Source organism: Tepidimonas sp. (assembly GCF_046292505.1).
Classification (GTDB): Bacteria; Pseudomonadota; Gammaproteobacteria; order Burkholderiales; family Burkholderiaceae_C; genus Tepidimonas.
Genome location: NZ_JBKBQX010000029.1, coordinates 1 through 18672 on the forward strand (window position 1 = coordinate 1; position 18672 = coordinate 18672).

Below are 18672 nucleotides of genomic sequence, written 5' to 3' on the forward strand. Positions count from 1 at the left end.
CGACGCCGGACGGGGCACCGGGCGCGGGCGGCCCTGCTCGTCGATGGCCACATAGGTCAGTGTCGCTTCGGTCACTTTCACACATTGGTAGTGGGGGCGCTGGCGCTCGGCCCATACCTCCACCTGTACCGTGATCGACGTGTTGCCGATGCGCACGATGGCGCCATAAAAGCTGAGCAGGTCCCCGACCTTGACCGGCTGCTTGAACAGGAATTGGTTGACGGCAACGGTGGCAAAGCGCCCGCCCATGTGCCGTGCCGGGATGACCGACCCCGCCAGATCCACCTGGGCCATGACCCAGCCGCCAAAAATGTCGCCATTGGCGTTGACATCGGCGGGCATGGGGATGACCCGCAGGACCAGCTCCTTGTCCTGTGGCAGCGAGGTGCCGGGGGCGGGCGGGGTGTCGGTGCTTGAGGGTACGATGGCGTCTGTCATGAACCCGATTGTCGATCATGCGTGAGCGTGCCATGACCGGCGCCGCGCCGCGACCCTTGCCCGCTGCCGCCGCACCGGCGCGCAGCGACGGCCAGACGCTGCGCCGCCTGTTGCCGTATTTGTGGGAATACCGCTGGCGCGTGGCCGCGGCCCTGGTCCTGATGGTGGGCGCCAAACTGGCCACGGTGGGCGTGCCGCTGCTGCTCAAAGAGCTGGTGGATGCCCTCACGCCGCTGCCGGGCCTGTCCGCGCCGGCCACGGGGATGCTCGTGGTCCCGGTCGGGCTGCTGCTGGCATACGGGGCGCTGCGGCTGTGCGCGACGCTGTTCGCCGAACTGCGCGAGCTGGTGTTCCTCAAGGCCACCGAGGGCGCCACCCGCGCCATCGCGCTGCAGGTGTTTTCGCATTTGCACGCGCTCAGCCTGCGCTTTCACCTGGAGCGCCAGACCGGGGGGCTGACCCGCGACATCGAGCGCGGCACGCGCGCGGTGCAGTCGCTCATCTCGTATTCGCTCTACAGCGTGGTGCCCACGCTGATCGAGGTGGCGCTGGTGCTGGCGTTGCTGGGTACCCGGTTCGAGGCGTGGTACGTTTGGACGACGGGGCTGGCGCTGGTGGCGTATGTGGCGTTCACGGTCAAGGTGACCCAGTGGCGCACCGGCATTCGGCGCCAGATGAACGAGCTGGAGTCGGCCAGCCAGACTCGGGCGATCGATGCGCTGCTCAATTACGAGACGGTCAAATACTTCGACAACGAGGCCTGGGAGGCGCGCCGCTACGCCGACAGCCTGGATCGCCTGCGCCGCGCGCGGGTGCGCACGCAGGCCTCGCTGTCGTTGCTCAACGCGGGGCAGCAGCTCATCATCGTCGTGGCCCTCGTGGCCATGCTGTGGCGCGCCACCGTTGCGGTGACCGAGGGGCGCATGACCCTGGGCGATCTGGTCATGATCAATGCCTTCATGATCCAGTTGTACCTGCCGCTGAACTTTCTGGGGGTGCTGTACCGCGAGATCCGCCAGGGTCTGACCGATCTGGGGCGGATGTTCGACCTGCTGGAGCGGGAGTGCGAGGTGCGCGATGCCCCCGATGCGCGCGAATTGGTCGTGGCGCGCGCGCCCGAGGTGCGCTTCGAGGCGGTGCGCTTTGGCTATGAGCGCGAGCGCGACATCCTGCACGGTGTGGATTTGGTCATTCCGGCCGGGCGCACGGTGGCGGTGGTCGGCCCCTCGGGCTCGGGCAAATCGACGCTGGCGCGGTTGTTGTACCGCTTCTACGACGTCGGCCGGCCAGGCGACGACGAGGCGGCCCGCGCGGCAGCCGGACGCATCACGGTAGACGGCCACGATGTGCGCCGCGTCACCCAGGCCAGCCTGCGCCGTGCCATCGGCATCGTGCCGCAAGACACGGTGCTGTTCAACGACACCATCGAATACAACATCCGCTACGGGCGCCCCGAAGCGACGGACGACGAGGTCCGCGAGGCGGCGCGGGCGGCCCACATCCTCGACTTCATCGAGCGCTTGCCGCAGGGCTGGCAGACCGTGGTGGGCGAGCGCGGCCTCAAGCTCTCGGGGGGCGAAAAGCAGCGCGTCGCGATCGCGCGCACCCTGCTCAAGAACCCTCCGATCCTGATCCTGGACGAGGCCACCTCGGCCCTGGATTCGGCCAACGAGCGTGCCATCCAGGCCGAGCTGCGCCGGCTGGCGCGTGACCGCACGACGCTGGTCATTGCCCACCGGCTGTCCACCGTGGTCGATGCGCACGAGATCGTGGTGCTGGAGCACGGCCGCATCGTCGAGCGCGGCCGCCATGCCGATTTGCTGGCGCAAGGGGGCCGTTATGCCCAGATGTGGGCGTTGCAGCAAAGCGGTGCCGACGGCGCCTGATCGGGCCGGCGGGGGCGCGGGGAGCAGGGCATGGAAACCAAGTGGCTCGAAGATTTCGTCAGCCTGGCCGAGACGCGCAGCTTCAGCCGCTCGGCGCAGTTGCGCCACGTCACGCAGCCGGCGTTCTCGCGCCGCATCCAGTCGCTGGAGGCGTGGGCCGGGGTGGACCTGGTGGACCGCTCTTCTTACCCCACGCGCTTGACCGAGGCCGGTCAGACGCTGTACGCCCAGGCGATCGAAATCCTGCACTCGCTGCAGACCACGCGGGCGCTGCTGCGCCAGCACACGGCGGTGGCCAAGGACACGATCGAGTTTGCCGTGCCGCACACGCTGGCGTTCACCTTCGTGCCGGCGTGGCTGTCGCGCCTGCGGGCGGAGCTCGGGCCGATCAAGACGCGGCTGGTGGCGCTGAATGTGCACGACGCAGTGATGCGGCTGACCGAGGGCGGGTGCGATCTGCTGCTGGCGTATCACCATGCGTCGCAGCCGATCGAGCTGGACGCCGCGCGCTACGAGATGCTGCCCCTGGGGCGCGAGGTGCTGGCCCCCTTCTGCCGGCCCGGCCCCGATGGGCGGCCGCTGATGCGCCTGCCCGGTGCGGCCCGTGCACCGGTTCCGTACCTGGCTTACGCCCCGGGCGCGTATTTGGGGCGGGTGGTGGACTGGGTGCTGCGCCAGTCCGCCGAGCCGGCCTACCTGGACCGGGTGTACGAGACGGACATGGCCGAGAGCCTCAAGGCCATGGCCATCGAGGGACACGGGGTGGCCTTTCTGCCGACCAGCGCGGTCCAGCCGGCGCTGGCCGATGGCCGTCTGGTGCCAGCCGCCCCCCGGGAGGGCACGTGGCAAGGCGAGCTGGACATTCGCCTGTACCGCGCGCGCGGCGGGCGCCCCAAGGCTGCCGCCCAGCGGTTTTGGGAGGATGTGCAACGCCTGGGCGGTGCACCCCCCTGATCGCCAGCGCGCGCGACGCGGGTTTTTCCTCGGCCCTGGCATGGCGGATGCTTGTAAGATTCTCGTTACCGTTCATCCCAATGGAAAGGATTGCTGCATGAAGAAGCAACTGCTGGCACTGGCCCTGACGGCCCTGGCGGCCACCGCCGCGAACGCCCAGGCCAACGACACCCTGGCCAAGATCAAGTCCACCGGCTCGGTCACCATGGGGGTGCGCGAATCGTCGGGCGTGCTGTCCTACACGCTGGGCGATGGCAAGTACACGGGCTACCACGTCGAGATCTGCCAGCGCGTGCTGGGCGACATCCAAAAGCAGCTCGGCCTGGCCAAGCTGGACATCAAGTACCAGCCGGTCACCTCGCAAAACCGCATCCCGCTGGTGCAAAACGGCACCGTGGACATCGAGTGCGGCTCCACCACCAACAACCAGGCACGCCAGCGCGACGTGGCCTTTGCCGTCACCACCTTCGTCGAGGAGGTGCGCATCGCGGTCAAGGCCAACTCGGGCATCAATTCGATCAAGGACCTCAACGGCAAGAACGTCGCCACCACCACCGGCACCACTTCGGTGCAGACGCTGCGCAAGCACGAGCGCGCCGGCGGCGTGGACTTCAAGGAGGTGTACGGCAAGGACCACGCCGACAGCTTCCTGCTGCTCGAGTCGGGCCGGGCGGATGCCTTCGTGATGGACGGCTCGCTGCTGGCCGGCCTGATCGCCCGCTCCAAGAACCCGGCCGACTTCAAGATCGTCGGTGAGGTGCTCAGCGTCGAGCCGATCGCCATCATGTTCCGCAAGGACGACCCGGCGTTCAAGAAGGCGGTGGACGACTCCATCATCGCGATGATGAAGTCCGGCGAGCTGGCCAAGATCTACGACAAGTGGTTCATGCAGCCCACGCCGCCGAGCAATGTGCGCATGAACATGCCGATGAGCGAGGCGCTCAAGGCCGCCATCGCCAGCCCGAACGACCGGCCGATGGAGGCCTACGCGGCCAAGTAACCGGTCCCCACGGCGCTGCTGAACCCCGGGCGCGTCCGGCGCCTCGGGGTCTTTTGTTTTGGAACGGGAGCACATCGCATGCAATGGGACTGGCAGGTGTTCTGCGAGGACACCATCACCCGCGACGTCCAGCCGCGCTGCTTTGGGCAGGGCGGTGACATCACCTATCTCGACTGGATGCTGTCGGCCTGGGGCTGGACGGTGTCGGTGTCGCTGTTGGCCCTTGTGCTGGCGCTGCTGGCGGGCAGCGTGATCGGCACCCTGCGCACCTTGCCCGGCAGCCCCTGGGTTGTGCGCTTGGGCAACGCCTGGGTCGAGCTGTTTCGCAACATTCCGCTGCTGGTGCAGATTTTTTTGTGGTACCACGTCATTCCGGCGCTGGTGCCCCCGCTCAAGGGTGTGCCCGGCTTCGTGCTGGTGGTGATCGCGCTGGGCCTGTTCACCTCGGCGCGGATTGCCGAGCAGGTCAAGTCCGGTATCCAGGCCCTGCCGCGCGGCCAGCGTTACGCGGCGCTGGCGCTGGGGCTGACCACCGCGCAAGCCTACCGTTATGTGCTGCTGCCCATGGCGTTTCGCATCATCATCCCGCCGTTGACGAGCGAGACGATGAACATCTTCAAAAACTCGTCGGTGGCGTTTGCCGTGTCGGTGGCGGAGCTGACGATGTTCGCGATGCAGGCCCAGGAGGAGACCGCGCGCGGCATCGAGATCTATCTGGCGGTCACGGGGCTGTACATCGTTTCGGCGTTTGCGATCAACCGGCTGATGGCCTTCATCGAGCGGCGCGTGCGCGTGCCGGGGTTCATCGCCAGCGGCGCGGCGGGGGGGCACTGAGATGCTCAACCTCGACTGGTCCTTCTACCGCTGGGACGTCATCAGCAGCTTCGTGCTCAAGGGGCTGCAGTTCAGCCTGCTGCTGACGGTGGTCGCCACCCTGGGTGGTGTGGCGTTTGGCACGGTGCTGGCGCTCATGCGGCTGTCCGGCCGTCGTTGGCTGGAGCTGCCCGCCACCATCTACGTCAACGGCATGCGCAGCATCCCGCTGGTGATGGTGATTCTGTGGTTCTTCCTGCTGGTGCCGTTCGTCATCGGCCGGCCGATCGGCGCGGAGCTGTCGGCGATCATCACTTTCATCGCGTTCGAGGCGGCCTACTTCAGTGAGATCGTGCGCGCTGGCATCCAGTCCATCCCGCGCGGGCAGGTGATGGCGGGCCACGCCCTGGGGTTGACCTACGGCCAGAACATGCGACTGGTGATCCTGCCGCAGGCGTTTCGCAACATGCTGCCGGTGTTTCTGACGCAGACCATCATCCTGTTCCAGGACACCTCGCTGGTGTACGCGATCGGGGCCTACGACATGCTCAAGGGTTTCGAGGTCGCGGGCAAGAACTACGGCCGACCCATCGAGGCCTATCTGGCCGCCGCGGTGGTGTACTTCGCCATCTGCTACGGCTTGTCGGCGCTGGTCAAGCGCCTGCATGCCCGCATCGCCATCATCCGTTGAACCCCGGGACCGCTGGGCTGCGGACGCCGCGGCCCGCGCTCCCCATCCGAACGCTGAGGAGTCGTCATGGAACGACCGATGATCGAACTGAAGAATGTGTCCAAGTGGTACGGCGCCGTGCAGGTGCTCAACGACTGCTCCACCACGATCCGCAAGGGCGAGGTGGTGGTGGTCTGTGGGCCGTCGGGCTCCGGCAAATCGACGCTGATCAAGACCATCAACGCGCTGGAGCCGATCCAGAAGGGCGAGATCTGGGTCAACGGCCAGCCGGTGCACGACCCCAAGACCAACCTGCCGAAATTGCGCAGCCACGTCGGCATGGTGTTCCAGCACTTCGAGCTGTTTCCGCACCTGACGGTGACCGAGAACCTGACGCTGGCGCAGGTCAAGGTGCTGGGCCGCAACCCCGAGGACGCCAAGAAGCACGGGCTGAAGTACCTGGAGCGCGTCGGCCTGATCGCGCACAAGGACAAGTACCCGGGGCAGCTCTCCGGCGGTCAGCAGCAGCGCGTGGCCATCGCGCGCGCGCTGTCGATGGATCCGATCGTGATGCTGTTCGACGAGCCGACCTCGGCGCTGGACCCGGAGATGGTGGGCGAGGTGCTGGACGTGATGATCCGCCTGGCGCAGGAAGGCATGACGATGATGGTCGTCACGCACGAGATGGGCTTTGCGCGCAAGGTCAGCGACCGCGTCATCTTCATGGACGTCGGCGGCAAGATCCTGGAGGACTGCCCGAAGGAGGAGTTCTTCGGCAACCCCGAGGCGCGCCAGCCGCGCACCAAGGACTTCCTCAACAAGATCCTGTCGCACTGACCGAGGGCGCGCCCGCGGACCGCGGCCGGCCTGGTGATCGGGCGGCAGACGCGGTCCGGGATGCCGGCCCTGCTCGATGCTTCCGGGCCAAGCGGCCGCAAGGCCAACGTCCCCCCAAAACGGAAGGGCTCCCCGCAGGGAGCCCTTTTCCCGTGTCCGCCGCAGGCGGTGCCCGGCACCGCCCGAGCGCGTCCCATCACATCGCCGCCGGCACCGGGGCGTTCATCGCGCGCTTCTCGAGCGTCCACTGGTGCAGCGAACCGTCGAAGTTGCGCGCCTGCGCGTTGCCCAGGATCTCGCGGGCGATGAACCACGGCAGCGAGGAGTCGTTGCCGCTGTTGCAGTAGGTGATCAGCGGCTTGGACGGATCGACGCCGAGCGACTGGAACACCGCGCGGTAGGTCTCGGGCTTGAGCAGGCGGATCACGCCGCCGCGGGTCACGAACAGCGTCTCCAGCGGCACGTTGCGCGCGCCGGGGATGTGGCCGTAGGCATAGACGTAGTCACGCTTGAAGACGCCCAGGTACATGGCCGTCGAGCGGGTGTCGACCAGCTGCACGTCCTTCTTCTCCATCGCCGCGGCCACGTCGGGCGAGTCGGCCACGAGGGTGGCGAAGCGGTCGGCGGTGGCCTTCCAGGTGGTGGTCACCGGCGCCGGGGCGTCCTTGCTCCACGGGCGGCCTTCCAGCAGCCAGCCTACCATGCCGCCGTCCAGCAGCGCCACCGGCGTGTCGGCGTAGGCCTTGAGCAGGATGTGCAGGCGCGCCGCGTCGTTGAAGTCGGAAATCTTCTGCCCTTCGGGCACCAGCACGATCGGCTTGTCGGCCAGCACCCCGACCCCCTGCATCACCTTCTCGAAGGTGGCGCGGTCCGGCAGCAGGTACTTGACCTTGTTGCCGCCGATGTCGCGCTCGGTGCGCAGCTCCTTGGCCAGGAACAGGCGCGAGCCGGGAATGTGGCCGCCGAACTCGTCCAGCACCTTCTTGCCGTCCTTGGTGGTCTCGAACTCCGGCTCGCGCGTGAAGGTCTTGGCGTCGTTGCGGATTTCGATCACCTGGACCTTGTCCAGGTTGTCGGCCAGCCACTGCGTGCTGACCACCGGGCCGGGCAGCACGCCCTGGGCCCAGACAGAGGCGGTGAGCGCGGCCGCGCCCAGCGCCGTGGCGATGCGGTGGATCAGTTTCATGTCGTCTCTCCTTGGGGGCGAAAAAATCGGTCAGGCCAAGCCCAGCCGCCGCAGGCGCGGCGCCAGCGCCGCATCCGTGGCGCTGAGCACCTCCAGCGAGCGGTCCTCCCACACCTGCTCGGCCGCCCGACGGCGCAGATGGGGCTGCAGCGCCGCGTCGCGCGCGTGCAGCAGCGCGGCCAGCTCGTCCGCGAACAACTGCACCATCGCGGTCAGCCAGCGCGCCAGCGGCGCCAGCCGCCCGCCGCGCGCGGCCAGGCGAAACGCCGGCAGGCGCGCGATCAGCTCCACCGCCGGCAGCCAGCGCCCGGCGGTCACCCAGCGGTTGGTCGTGAACCAGCGCAGCGGCTGGCCGCGCGCATCCAGCGCCAGCGCCACCAGGTGCACATGGGCGCCGGGCTCGGGCCCGTCCCAGAACAGGTGGAAGTGGCCGTGCTCGGGCGGGGCCTCGGTGCCCCAGCGCTGCGCGCCACCGTGCGCGTGGTAGTAGAAGCGCGTGCCGTGCGCCGCATCGACGACGTCGCGCGCCGGATAGTGGCGCAGCGCCTCGAAGCGGCGCGCGCCGGCCAGCGCCGCCTGCGCCAGCGACACGCCGCGCTGCGCGTAGGTCAGCGGCACGCGCAGCGCGACCTCGGCCCAGCCGGCAAGGTCGGCCGGTCTGCTCGGGCGAAGGGCGGCGGGGCGCATCAAGCGTTCAGCGGGTCGGTGCACGTTCGGGCACACCAGCCCGGGGCTCGGCTGGGCGCGCGATCAGCGCTTCGGCGCGCACGGGTTGGCCGGGGCGCAGGGGTTGTCGCCCTCGGCGCGTTTCTTCTTTTTCTTTTTCTCGGCCCCGGGTGCGCAGGGGTTGCCGGGCGCGCACGGGTTGCCGGCGGAGCTGGCGGCCGGCTTGCCGTCGGCCTTCGGAGCCGTCTGCGCCATCGCGGCGGGCGCCACCAGGCTCGTGGCGACCAGCAGCGCGGTCAGGGTTTGGGTCAGGGGTTGCTTGCGGGTCTTCATGGTCGTGTCCGTGGCGTCGTAGCGGGGAAGGAAAAGCCACCGGGCGCACGCGGCCCCCGGCGCGGGAAGAAGGCACGTTCAGCCGGTCTGGCGCGCCTGCGTGGCGGTGCCGCAGCCCTGCGCACCGCAGCCGCAGCCAGCCTCGCCAAGCACGGCCTCCTGCGCATCGATCGGGCCGCCGTGGCGCTGCTCGAACCAGCGGCCCAGGTAATAGACACCGACCAGCGCCGCGGCCATCGCGCCGATGATCCACCACGGCGAGATGCCCCAGGCGTCGTGCAGCGTGTCGCCGGATTCGACCTCGGCCATCGCCATGATGGCCTCGATCGCCGGGCCGTAGAGGCCGACGAACGCGAAGGTGCCGACGATCAGCCCGAGGAAGAACACCAGCGCGTCCAGCCGACCCGAGGCCACCCCGACCACCGAGGTGCCGGGGCAGTAGCCGCCGATCGCGAAGCCTGCGCCGACCAGCACGCCGCCCACCGCCGAGGCCATCATCAGCGAGGTCGGCACGAACACCGCCTCCAGGTCCAGCAGGCCGGCCATGCCGAGCAGCTGCAGCCCGACGGCGGCCACCACGATGGCGGTGAACATCACCTTCAGCACCGACCAGTCGCGCAGCGTGAACTGGCCGGTCAGCTTGCACGGGCTGCCGAAGCCGGCGTTTTCCAGAATGAAGCCGAACGCGATGCCCACCAGCAGCGCCGACCAGACGGTTTCCTGCAACGGGAACATGGCTTCAGACTCCCTTGACGAGACGGCTGACGATCAGGCCGGTGACGAAGAATGCGCCGAGAAAGACGAACGCGGCGATCGACAGCGTGGCCGCCCCCGACAGGCCCAGCCCGCTGGTGCAGCCCGCCGCGATGCGGGCGCCAAAGCCCGCCAGCAGCCCGCCGATCAGCGCGGTGGCGAGGCGCTTGCCGGTGCCGACGCGCGCGGCGCCGTCCAACTGCACGCGCAGCCGCCCGGCGAGGAAGGCCGCCAGCAGCGCGCCGGCGAACACGCCGATCACCTGCCAGGTGATCCAGCCGTCGAGGATGTCGGGCCGGGCCATCGCGCCGAGGTAGGCGTTGGCCTGGATCGCCTCGGGGGCGGCCTGCAGGCCCAGCCAGGCGCTCAGCCGCGTGGTGAAGCCGGTGGCGCCCAGCCCGTGGCCGGTGAGCACGAAGGTGACCAGCAGCGTGACGCCCAGCGCCACGCCCGCCAGCCACGGGTTCCAGAAGGGTTTCGGGGTGGTCGTCATGATCGCGATCGTGAGAAAGATCCGTGAACCTTACCCAGCAGAGTATAGGCAACGGCGGCGACGGGTGCAATGGGCAGTCCGCGCGCCCTCATCGTTGTGCGCATCGATGTCGTCCGGTACGGCCAAACGCCCTTTGGCCACCCCGATGCGCCGAGCCGCCGGCGCCGCTTCCAGCGGCACCAGCCGCGCTGCGGGTCGGCCTTGCGCGCGATGACGATCTCGCGCTCGCGCCCCTCCTCCAGCGCCTGTCCAGGCGCGACAGCGAGGACTTGGCCTGCAGCATGTTGAGGGCGGTCATGGGGCATTGCTCCGGATCGACGCTGATATCGGTCTGGTCTGGCCGAGATGGCTTGTCAACCCGTCCCTCATCCTGCCGCCGCTCTGCAGCGAAGCCCTGCGGATCGCTCCGGGTCCGGCCCGGCCCTGCGACAATCCGGCTTCATGAGCCACGCCCCCGACACCCTGACGCTGATCCGCCCCGACGACTGGCACGTGCACCTGCGCGACGGTGCGGCGCTGACCACCACCGTGCCGCACACGGCGGCGCAGTTCGCGCGCGCGATCGTCATGCCCAACCTGAAGCCCCCGGTGACCACCGCGGCGCAGGCCGCCGCCTACCGCGAGCGCATCCTGGCGGCGCGACCGGCCGGCGTGGCGTTCGAGCCGCTGATGACGCTGTACCTGACCGACAACCTGCCGCCGCAGGAGATCGAGCGCGCGCGCGCGGCCGGCGTGGTCGCGGTCAAGCTCTACCCGGCCGGCGCCACCACCAACAGCGACGCCGGCGTCACCGACCTGCGCCGCACCTACCGGACGCTGGAGGCGATGCAGCGCGCGGGGCTTCTCCTGCTGGTGCACGGCGAGGTGACCGATCCCGACATCGACATCTTCGACCGCGAGGCGGTGTTCATCGAGCGGGTGCTGGAGCCGCTGCGGCGCGACTTTCCGGGCCTGCGCATCGTGCTGGAGCACATCACCACCAAAGAGGCAGCGCAGTATGTCGCCGAGGCCGGGCCGAACCTCGCGGCCACCATCACCGCGCACCACCTGCTCTACAACCGCAACGCGCTGCTGGCCGGCGGCATCCGGCCGCACCATTACTGCCTGCCGGTGCTCAAGCGCGAGGTGCACCGCCAGGCGCTGGTGGCGGCCGCCACCAGTGGAAACCCGCGCTTCTTCCTCGGCACCGACAGCGCGCCGCATGCGGTGCAGCTGAAGGAGCACGCCTGCGGCTGCGCCGGCTGCTACACCGCGCCGGCGGCGCTGGAGCTGTACGCCGAGGCGTTCGAGGCCGCCGGCGCGCTGGACAAGCTGGAGGGCTTTGCCAGCCTGCACGGGCCGGATTTTTACGGCCTGCCGCGCAACACCGAGCGCATCACCCTGCGACGCGAGGCATGGACGGTGCCACAGCGCTACGCCTTCAGCGACGCCGAGGTCCAGCCGCTGCGCGCCGGCGAGACGCTGCGCTGGCGGTTGGTGGGGTGAGGGAGCGGGGCGCGGGTGTGGACGTGCCGTGGTTGCGTCCCTATGCCGCATGGCTGGCGTGGCTGGACACGGCGCCGCGCGACGCGCGCACCGCGCAACGGCTGGAGCGTCTGCGCCAGCGGCCCGGTGCCGCCTCGTCGGTGCCGACTTTCGTGCCGCACGAGCGGCTGCCGCCCGGCGAGGCGTATGAGGCCTTCATCCACCGCACCGGGCAGGTGCCCACGCGCGACAACGCCCACGACGCGTTCAACGGACTGGTGTGGTGGCGCTTTCCGGCCACCAAGGCGCGACTGAACCGGTTGCAGGCGGCCGAGATTGCGCGGCTGGGCATTGGGGGGCGCCGCGGCCCGGTGCGCGACGCCCTGACCGTCTTCGACGAAAACGGGGCCCTGCTGCACGCGCCGCCCGCCTTGTGGGCCGCGCTGCGCTCGCGCGATTGGCGCACGCTGTTCGTGACGCAGCGCGCATGGTGGCGCGAGGCGGCGTTGGTGCTGTTTGGCCATGCGCTGCTGGAACAGCTGCAGCAGCCGCACAAGGCCTTGACGGCGCATGTGCTGTGCGTGCCCATGCCGGCACCCCCGCCCGATCCCGAGCCGAATGCCCACGGCGATGGGGCAGGCCCTCACCCGTGGGATGCTGTCCTGGCGGCCACCCTGGACGGTTGGAGTGCCGAGGCCTGGGCGGCCAAACCCTTCACGCCGCTGCCGGTGTTGGGGGTTCCGGGGTGGTGGCCCGACAATGCGCACGCATCGTTTTACGACGACACCCGGGTGTTTCGCCCGGCGCGCACACCCAAGCCGAGCGAGGCCGGTGGCGCCGGAGCTTTGGCAACGCTTTGAGGGCGATACGGAGGCACAGATGCGCATCCTGACGTGGAATGTGCAGTGGTTTCGCGGCATGGACGGCGACGTGGACGTTGCGCGGGTGCTGGCCCATGCGCGGGACTGGGGCGGAAACCCCGAGGTGATCTGCCTGCAGGAGGTGGCGCAGCACTTTGGTGGCTTGGCCGGCGCCGGGGAGGCGGACCAAGTCGCGGCGGTAGCCGAGGCCCTGCCCGGGTACGAGGTGTTTTTTGCACCGGCGATGGACGACTGGCGGCCGGGTCGCGCCACGCGCCAGCGCTTGGGCAACCTGATCGCCGCCCGCGTGCCGGTGTGGCAGGTCCACCATCAGGCGCTGCCCTATCCCCCCGACCCCGCGGTGCCGTCCATGCCGCGCGTGCTGGCCGCGCTGACCGTGCAGGCCCCTTGGGGACCGTTGCGCGTCGGTTGCACCCATTTGGCGTACTACTCCGCCACGCAGCGCCTGGCCCAGGCCCGTGCGCTCGTCGCGTGGCAGCAGGAGGCGGCCGCAGTCGCCGCGGCGTTGCCCCGCGCCGACGCCGAGCCTGCGGACACCCCCTTCCACGCCCGGGTATGGGCCGGCGATGCGGTGCTGTGCGGGGACTTCAACACCGCGCCCGGCACCGACGCCTACCGCGTCCTGGTCGAGGCGTCCGCGGGTGCGCCCCCGGCCTTTGCGGACGCCTGGACCCTGGTCCACGGTCCGGGGCCGCACCCCGCGACCTTTCGCGTGCACGAACCGGGTGAAACGCCCATCGCGTGTGACTTCATCTTCGTTACGCCGGGCATCGCGTCCGCCATTCGAGGCGTGCGGCTGGATGCCGACACCCGGCTGTCGGACCATCAGCCGCTGGTGCTGGAACTCGGGGCGCCGGCCCGACTCTGAGCGCTTGCTACCATCGACCCACCATCCTCTTGAAGTCGCGCTGGCGTGGCCTCATGTGGATGGCGCGGGCGGTGCCGAGGGCACGGCCCCTCTCAACCTCGCAACGGAGACTCCATGAAACGTATCCTGCTGCTGGTCTTGACCAACCTCGCCGTGATGGCGGTGCTGTTGATCACCACCCGCATCCTGGGCGTGGATCGCTTCCTCAGCGCCAACGGCCTGAATCTGACCGCGCTGGCGATCTTCTCGCTCGTCATCGGCTTTGGCGGCGCCTTCATCTCGCTGCTGCTGAGCAAGCCCATGGCCAAATGGACGACTGGGCTGGTCATCATCAACGAGCCGCGCAACGCCGACGAGGCGTGGATCGTCAATACCGTGCGGCGCTTTGCCGACAAGGCCGGCATCGGCATGCCGGAAGTCGGCATCTACGAGGGTGCGCCCAACGCTTTCGCCACGGGGGCGTTCAAGGATTCGGCGCTGGTGGCGGTCTCCACCGGCTTGCTGCAGAACATGACGCGCGAGGAGGTCGAGGCCGTCATCGGCCACGAGGTCGCGCACATCGCCAACGGTGACATGGTGACCATGACGCTGATCCAAGGCGTGATGAACACCTTCGTCGTGTTCCTGAGTCGCGTGATCGGCTATGTGGTGGACAGCTTTTTGCGCCGCGGCGACAGCGAGCAGTCCGGCCCTGGTATCGGCTACCTGATCACCAGCATCGTGATGGAGGTGATCCTGGGCTTCCTCGCCGCGATCATCGTGGCCTGGTTCAGCCGCCAGCGCGAGTTCCGTGCCGACGCCGGTGCCGCGGCCTTGATGGGGCGCAAGCAGCCGATGATCAATGCGCTGGCCCGCCTGGGCGGGCTGCAGCCTGGGGCCTTGCCGCAAGGCATGCAGGCGCTGGGCATCACCGGTGGGCTGGGCAAGCTGTTCAGCACCCACCCGCCGATCGAAGAGCGCATCGCGGCGCTGCAGGCGGCCTGATCGCGGTCCCGGCCCGACAGCACATGCACCCGGGGGCCCGCCGCCCTCAGCCGTAGGTGACGGCCAGACGGGTGCTCCGGTCGGGCGGGGGCGGCTCCACCCCCAGCAGGTGGCAGCCCAGCGCCTCGGCGACCTTGATGCCATCCACCCCCGCCGACAGAATGCCGCCCGCATAGCCGGCCCCCTCGCCACCGGGGTACAGGCCGGCGGTGTTGAGGCTTTGGTAATCCGTCCCGCGGGTGATGCGCAGCGGCGACGAGGTGCGGGTTTCCACCCCGGTCATGACGGCATCGGCGCGGTCGTAGCCGCGGATCTGTCGGCCGAAGGCGGGCAGGGCCTCGCGCATGGCCTGCACCGCATAGGCGGGCAGCACCGTGGCCAGATCGCCCAGGGTGACGCCGGGTTTGTACGACGGCACCACGTCCCCAAGGGCGCGGGAGGGCCGGGCGGCCAAAAAGTCCCCCACCAACTGGCCCGGCGCCAGATAGCCGCCACCCCCGGCGCGGTAGGCGGCGCTCTCCAACTGCCGCTGCAGCACCACACCCGCCAGCGGGTGAGTGGCGCCGCGGGCCGCCAGCGCCGCGGCCTCGGCGGCGTAGCGGGGGCCGGCCTCGTCGCCAAAGGCGGCGCGCCAGGCCGCCGTGTCGTGTTGCGGAAAGTCCGTCGGTCCGATGCCCACCACCAGGCCCGCGTTGGCGTTGCGCTCGGCGCGCGAGTACTGGCTCATGCCGTTGGTGACGACGCGCTCGGGCTCGCTGGTGGCCGCCACCACCGTGCCCCCCGGGCACATGCAAAAGCTGTACACGGCGCGGCCATTGTGGGCGTGGTGCACCAGTTTGTACGCCGCCGCACCGAGCAGCGGGTGGCCGGCATGGCGGCCCCATCGTGCCCGGTCGATGACGCTTTGTGGGTGCTCGATGCGCACGCCAATCGAAAAGGGCTTGGCCTCCAGGAATACGCCGTGGCGGTGGAGCTGCTCGAAGGTGTCGCGCGCGCTGTGGCCCAGCGCCAGCACCACGCGGCGCGCGCTCAGGGTGGTCTCCTGACCGCTGGCCAGGTCGCGCACATGCAGTCCTTGCAGCGCCAGCCGGCCGTCGGCCGCGCGCGCCAGCACGAAGTCCGTCACCTGCTGCTCGAAGCGCACCTCACCGCCCAGCGCGGTGATGCGCTCGCGCAGCGCCTCCACCACCTTGACGAGTTTGAAGGTGCCGATGTGCGGATGTGCCTCGTACAAGATCTCGGGCGGCGCGCCCGCGTCCACGAAGGCCTGCATCACCCGCCGTCCCAGGTGACGCGGGTCCTTGATCTGACTGTAGAGCTTGCCATCCGAGAACAGCCCGGCCCCGCCCTCGCCAAACTGTACGTTCGATTCGGGCGTGAGCACCTGCTTGCGCCACAGTCCCCAGGTGTCCTTCGTGCGGCGGCGCACCGGTCGGCCGCGTTCCAGCACCAGGGGGCGCAGCCCCATCTCGGCCAGAGTGAGCGCGGCGAAGATGCCGCATGGCCCAAAGCCCACCACGACGGGCCGTTCGCCATCGGCGGGCAGCTCGACCGACACCGCCCGCGCGGGCGGCCGCCACGACATGTCCGGCGTGGGCTGGATGTGCGGATGGCCGGCCCACCGCTGCAGCACGGCGGTTTCCTGAGCGGCATCGGTCAGGGCCACGTCCACGATGAAGACGGCGCGGATCTGCGCGCCCCGAGCGTCGAACGCGCGCTTGAACACCTCCAGCCGGGCGATCGCGTCGGGGGCCACATCCAACGCCTGGGCGGCCAGTGCCCGCAGCGCGGCGATAGGGTGCGGGGGCGGGGCGCGGTCGGCCTCGGTTTCGGCGGGGGCGTCGGCCGCGCGGCGGGCCTCGACGGGCAGCGCCTCCAGCGGCAGCTTCAGTTCAGAGAGTCGGATCATGTGGCACCTCGGGCCCGTGGTCATCGGGCATGGGCCCGGATGATACGCAGGCCTGCGGGATGGGCCAAGCGCACGCAGTCGACACAGGGGATAATGCGCGGGTGAAGTCTGCCAGACCGTCGCTGGCGCATGGCCCGCAAGGGTGCGCTGGAGGAACGTCCGGACTGCGCAGGGCAGCGTAGGAGGTAACGCCTCTCCACCGCGAGGTGAGGATCAGAGCAACAGAGACGAGCCGATTCAGTTCGGGTGAAACGGGCAATCTCTACGCGCAGCAACACCAAGTAGGCCGACCGGCGCCGGGCGCAAGCCCGGGGCCACCCGTGGTCCCGCGGGCTGTGTCGGTGGGTAGGTGGCATCGAGCCGTCCGGGTGACCGGCGGCCCAGAGGAATGACGGTCACGCCGGGGGCAGCCCCGGCGCACAGAATCCGGCGTACCGGCAGGCTTCACCCTTTACGAGCGCGCTGTGGGCGGCATGGTCAGCGCGCGCCAGCGGCGATCCAGCGCACCAGCCGCAGCGATTCTTCGGGCGTGAGCTTTTCGTGCGCCGCGATGCCGCCGAGCAGGCGGTGCTCGCACAGCCTTTCGGCTTTTTGGGCCAGCTCGTCGGCATTCAGCGGCGCATAGCGTTGCGCCAGCGCCGCCATCGTGGGCGCCTTGGCGCGCGGCGGGTCGCCGTGGCAGCTCAGGCAGCCTTTGTCGAGCGCCATGGCGGCGTCGGCCCGGGCCTCTGCCGCCGCGGCAGTGGCGAGCAGCGCGGCTGCCAGCCCGGTGAGCGTCCGGCGCGGCAACATGCCCCGCGACCGGGGCGGAGACAGGGGATTCACGGTCGGTCCTCCATCCAGGCATCGAAGCGTGCACGGTCCAGGCGCTGCAGGTGCGCCAGCAGCGAGCGCTGGGCTACCGGCCACAGGTGGGGCGGCACATCATCATAGGCGTGGCGCACCCAGACCGCCAAATCGCCGTCGGGGTGCTCGGCCAGTACGCGGGCGATTTTGGCCTCGCGCTGCAGCCGGTGGGCCAGCAGCCGTTCGATGGCGCGCGGGGCATCGCCGAGCACGTGGCCGTGTGCTGGCAGGATGTAATGGATGCCGTGTTCGTCGCAGGCCGCGCGCAGCCGCTGCAGCGAGGTCAGGTAGGCATCCATGTTGCCGTCGGGCGGGTCGATGACGGTGGTGCTGCCGTTGAGGATGTGGTCGCCGCTGAACAGCAGGCCGTCCTCCTCCAGCACCAGGCAGAGGTGGTTGGCGGCGTGGCCGGGCGTGTGCAGCACGCGCAGGGTGTGGCGATGGCCGTCATCGGTCGCGGACAGCACCAGCCGTTCGCCGTCCCCGAGCGCCCGCTCGGGGCGGAAGTGACTGTGCGCCCGCGCCGTTGGGGCGCTGGGCAGACCGAGCACCGGCGGGGCGGGGCGGCCGGCAGCGCGGCACAGCGCCTGCAATGGGTAGGCGCCCGGTGAGTGGTCCGGGTGCGAGTGGGTGCAGACGATGGCGCGCAGGTCGCCGCCGGCTGCATCGAACAGCCGCTGCAGGTGGGCGGCATCGTCGGGCCCCGGGTCGATGGCGATGTAGCCGGTGGCGACCTCGCCCACGAGGTAGCTGTTGGTGCCAGGGCCGGTCATCGGCCCGGCGTTGGCGGCGGTCAGGCGCTGCACATGGCGGGTGAGGGCCACCGGCGCGTCGTGCCGCCAGTCCAGGTGGTGCTCCAGTTGCCCGTCGGGGCAGGTCAGCTCCAGTTCGCCGAAAGGCGGCTCGTGCTCCATGAAGCGTGCCTCCTGCCCACGCAGCCAGCCCGCGCGGGGGCAACTGACCCAGCGCGGGCCTTGGCGGGCCGCGCACGCGTCCAGCAGGCCCGCGCTGTCGGGGTAGTGCTGCAGGTATTCCAGGGTGCGCACGGTCGGGTAGACCATGGGAAAGTCCCCTGCGGCGTGGCGGCGCAATGCGTCGCCCGCGGCTACCCAGAGGGGTTCGAACTGCTCGCGGTTGTCGGCCTGCGGCGTTTGCCCCGGCGGCATGCGGGCGATGAAAAAGGGCACATCGAAGCGCTTGGGCAGGTCGCGGTCCGTGATCCAGTGGGCCAGCCACCATAGCGCATCCAGCGCCAGCGTCAGGCCATGCGCCCGGCATTGGGGCAAGAGCGGGGCGTGCCGATCCAGGGCCGCCAGGGTCGCGGGGTCGACCCAGTGGCCGTGTGCGTTGCGGGCCAACAGCACGCCCAGCTCTTCGAAGCTCTCGCGCACGGCGGCCAGCAGGGCCGGGCGCAGGGCTTCGTCTTGGTCCGGGCGCCACGCCAGCGCCGGATCGTGGGCGGCGGCGCGGTCCGCCTCGTCGATGGCGCCGCCGGGAAAGACGTAGGCGCCGGGCGCGAAGCTGGCACGCGCCGAGCGTCGGGTCATCAGCACCTCCAGGCCGGCGTCGCCGTCGCGCACCAACAGCACGGTGGCCGCCGGGCGCACGGGGGCAGGGGGATGGGGCGGGCGCAGGCGCAGGCGCAGGTGGGGGCGAACCATGGTGTGTATCAGATGTCACCGTGGGTAACA

Annotated in this window: 19 protein-coding genes and 1 other RNA gene; 11 read left to right on the plus strand and 9 right to left on the minus strand. The window is 70.0% G+C overall.

Annotated elements, in window-relative coordinates:
- On the minus strand, positions 1–438 hold a 438-nt coding region (locus ACK4TH_RS10085), incomplete at its 3' end, for an acyl-CoA thioesterase (protein ID WP_409625923.1).
- Between the two features lie 17 nt (positions 439–455).
- On the opposite strand from ACK4TH_RS10085, the gene ACK4TH_RS10090 reads away from it, so the two are divergent.
- From ACK4TH_RS10090 to ACK4TH_RS10115, 6 genes are all read left to right on the plus strand, one after another.
- Entirely contained in the window at positions 456–2324 is a 1869-nt protein-coding gene (locus ACK4TH_RS10090) for an ABCB family ABC transporter ATP-binding protein/permease (protein ID WP_409625926.1), read from the plus strand.
- Between the two features lie 30 nt (positions 2325–2354).
- On the plus strand, positions 2355–3278 hold the full coding sequence (locus ACK4TH_RS10095; RefSeq protein WP_409625929.1) for a LysR substrate-binding domain-containing protein: 924 nt from the start codon (positions 2355–2357) through the stop codon (positions 3276–3278).
- 97 nt (positions 3279–3375) lie between these two features.
- Positions 3376–4278 (plus strand): amino acid ABC transporter substrate-binding protein, encoded by a 903-nt coding sequence (locus ACK4TH_RS10100; RefSeq protein WP_409625932.1) that lies wholly within the window; start codon positions 3376–3378, stop codon positions 4276–4278.
- A 78-nt stretch (positions 4279–4356) separates the two neighbouring features.
- Positions 4357–5112 carry an amino acid ABC transporter permease gene (locus tag ACK4TH_RS10105; RefSeq protein WP_409625935.1) on the plus strand — a complete coding sequence of 252 codons (756 nt, stop codon included), beginning with the start codon at positions 4357–4359 and terminating at the stop codon, positions 5110–5112.
- A 1-nt stretch (position 5113) separates the two neighbouring features.
- A complete protein-coding gene (locus ACK4TH_RS10110) occupies positions 5114–5782 on the plus strand; it encodes an amino acid ABC transporter permease (protein ID WP_068610875.1) in 669 nt (222 codons plus the stop codon).
- Between the two features lie 78 nt (positions 5783–5860).
- A complete protein-coding gene (locus tag ACK4TH_RS10115) occupies positions 5861–6598 on the plus strand; it encodes an amino acid ABC transporter ATP-binding protein (RefSeq protein ID WP_409625974.1) in 738 nt (245 codons plus the stop codon).
- A gap of 196 nt (positions 6599–6794) precedes the next feature.
- Here the strand turns inward: ACK4TH_RS10115 and ACK4TH_RS10120 are convergent, their stop codons facing one another.
- From ACK4TH_RS10120 to ACK4TH_RS10140, 5 genes are all read right to left on the minus strand, one after another.
- On the minus strand, positions 6795–7784 hold the full coding sequence (locus ACK4TH_RS10120) for a sulfurtransferase (RefSeq protein WP_409625938.1): 990 nt from the start codon (positions 7782–7784) through the stop codon (positions 6795–6797).
- Between the two features lie 30 nt (positions 7785–7814).
- Positions 7815–8471, minus strand: coding sequence for a DUF6969 family protein (locus tag ACK4TH_RS10125; RefSeq protein WP_409625941.1), 657 nt, complete (start codon positions 8469–8471; stop codon positions 7815–7817).
- Positions 8472–8534: 63 nt separating this feature from the next.
- Positions 8535–8783, minus strand: coding sequence for a hypothetical protein (locus ACK4TH_RS10130; RefSeq protein WP_409625943.1), 249 nt, complete (start codon positions 8781–8783; stop codon positions 8535–8537).
- Between the two features lie 78 nt (positions 8784–8861).
- Positions 8862–9518, minus strand: a complete 657-nt coding sequence (locus tag ACK4TH_RS10135) for a DUF6691 family protein (protein WP_409625946.1) — start codon at positions 9516–9518, stop codon at positions 8862–8864.
- Between the two features lie 4 nt (positions 9519–9522).
- Positions 9523–10029, minus strand: coding sequence for a YeeE/YedE thiosulfate transporter family protein (locus tag ACK4TH_RS10140; RefSeq protein ID WP_409625949.1), 507 nt, complete (start codon positions 10027–10029; stop codon positions 9523–9525).
- Positions 10030–10470: 441 nt separating this feature from the next.
- Here ACK4TH_RS10140 and pyrC point away from each other — a divergent pair, with 441 nt between their 5' ends.
- The 4 genes from pyrC to htpX all read left to right on the plus strand — a co-directional run bounded on the left by pyrC (position 10471) and on the right by htpX (position 14226).
- Complete coding sequence (gene pyrC / locus ACK4TH_RS10145; RefSeq protein WP_409625952.1) at positions 10471–11514, plus strand: dihydroorotase; 1044 nt, start codon at positions 10471–10473, stop codon at positions 11512–11514.
- 17 nt (positions 11515–11531) lie between these two features.
- Complete coding sequence (locus ACK4TH_RS10150; protein ID WP_409625955.1) at positions 11532–12353, plus strand: DUF3025 domain-containing protein; 822 nt, start codon at positions 11532–11534, stop codon at positions 12351–12353.
- 19 nt (positions 12354–12372) lie between these two features.
- A complete protein-coding gene (locus ACK4TH_RS10155; RefSeq protein WP_409625958.1) occupies positions 12373–13242 on the plus strand; it encodes an endonuclease/exonuclease/phosphatase family protein in 870 nt (289 codons plus the stop codon).
- A gap of 114 nt (positions 13243–13356) precedes the next feature.
- A complete protein-coding gene (htpX, locus tag ACK4TH_RS10160; RefSeq protein ID WP_409625961.1) occupies positions 13357–14226 on the plus strand; it encodes a protease HtpX in 870 nt (289 codons plus the stop codon).
- Positions 14227–14272: 46 nt separating this feature from the next.
- Here htpX and ACK4TH_RS10165 read toward each other — a convergent pair whose 3' ends face one another.
- Positions 14273–16135 (minus strand): NAD(P)/FAD-dependent oxidoreductase, encoded by a 1863-nt coding sequence (locus ACK4TH_RS10165; RefSeq protein WP_409625964.1) that lies wholly within the window; start codon positions 16133–16135, stop codon positions 14273–14275.
- 103 nt (positions 16136–16238) lie between these two features.
- Here ACK4TH_RS10165 and rnpB point away from each other — a divergent pair.
- An RNA gene (gene rnpB / locus ACK4TH_RS10170) (RNase P RNA component class A) lies at positions 16239–16585 on the plus strand.
- Positions 16586–16612: 27 nt separating this feature from the next.
- On the opposite strand, the gene ACK4TH_RS10175 is transcribed toward rnpB, so the two are convergent.
- Positions 16613–16927 carry a hypothetical protein gene (locus tag ACK4TH_RS10175; RefSeq protein ID WP_409625968.1) on the minus strand — a complete coding sequence of 105 codons (315 nt, stop codon included), beginning with the start codon at positions 16925–16927 and terminating at the stop codon, positions 16613–16615.
- Positions 16928–16956: 29 nt separating this feature from the next.
- Positions 16957–18642, minus strand: a complete 1686-nt coding sequence (locus ACK4TH_RS10180; RefSeq protein ID WP_409625971.1) for an MBL fold metallo-hydrolase — start codon at positions 18640–18642, stop codon at positions 16957–16959.
- Positions 18643–18672 lie beyond the last annotated feature (30 nt).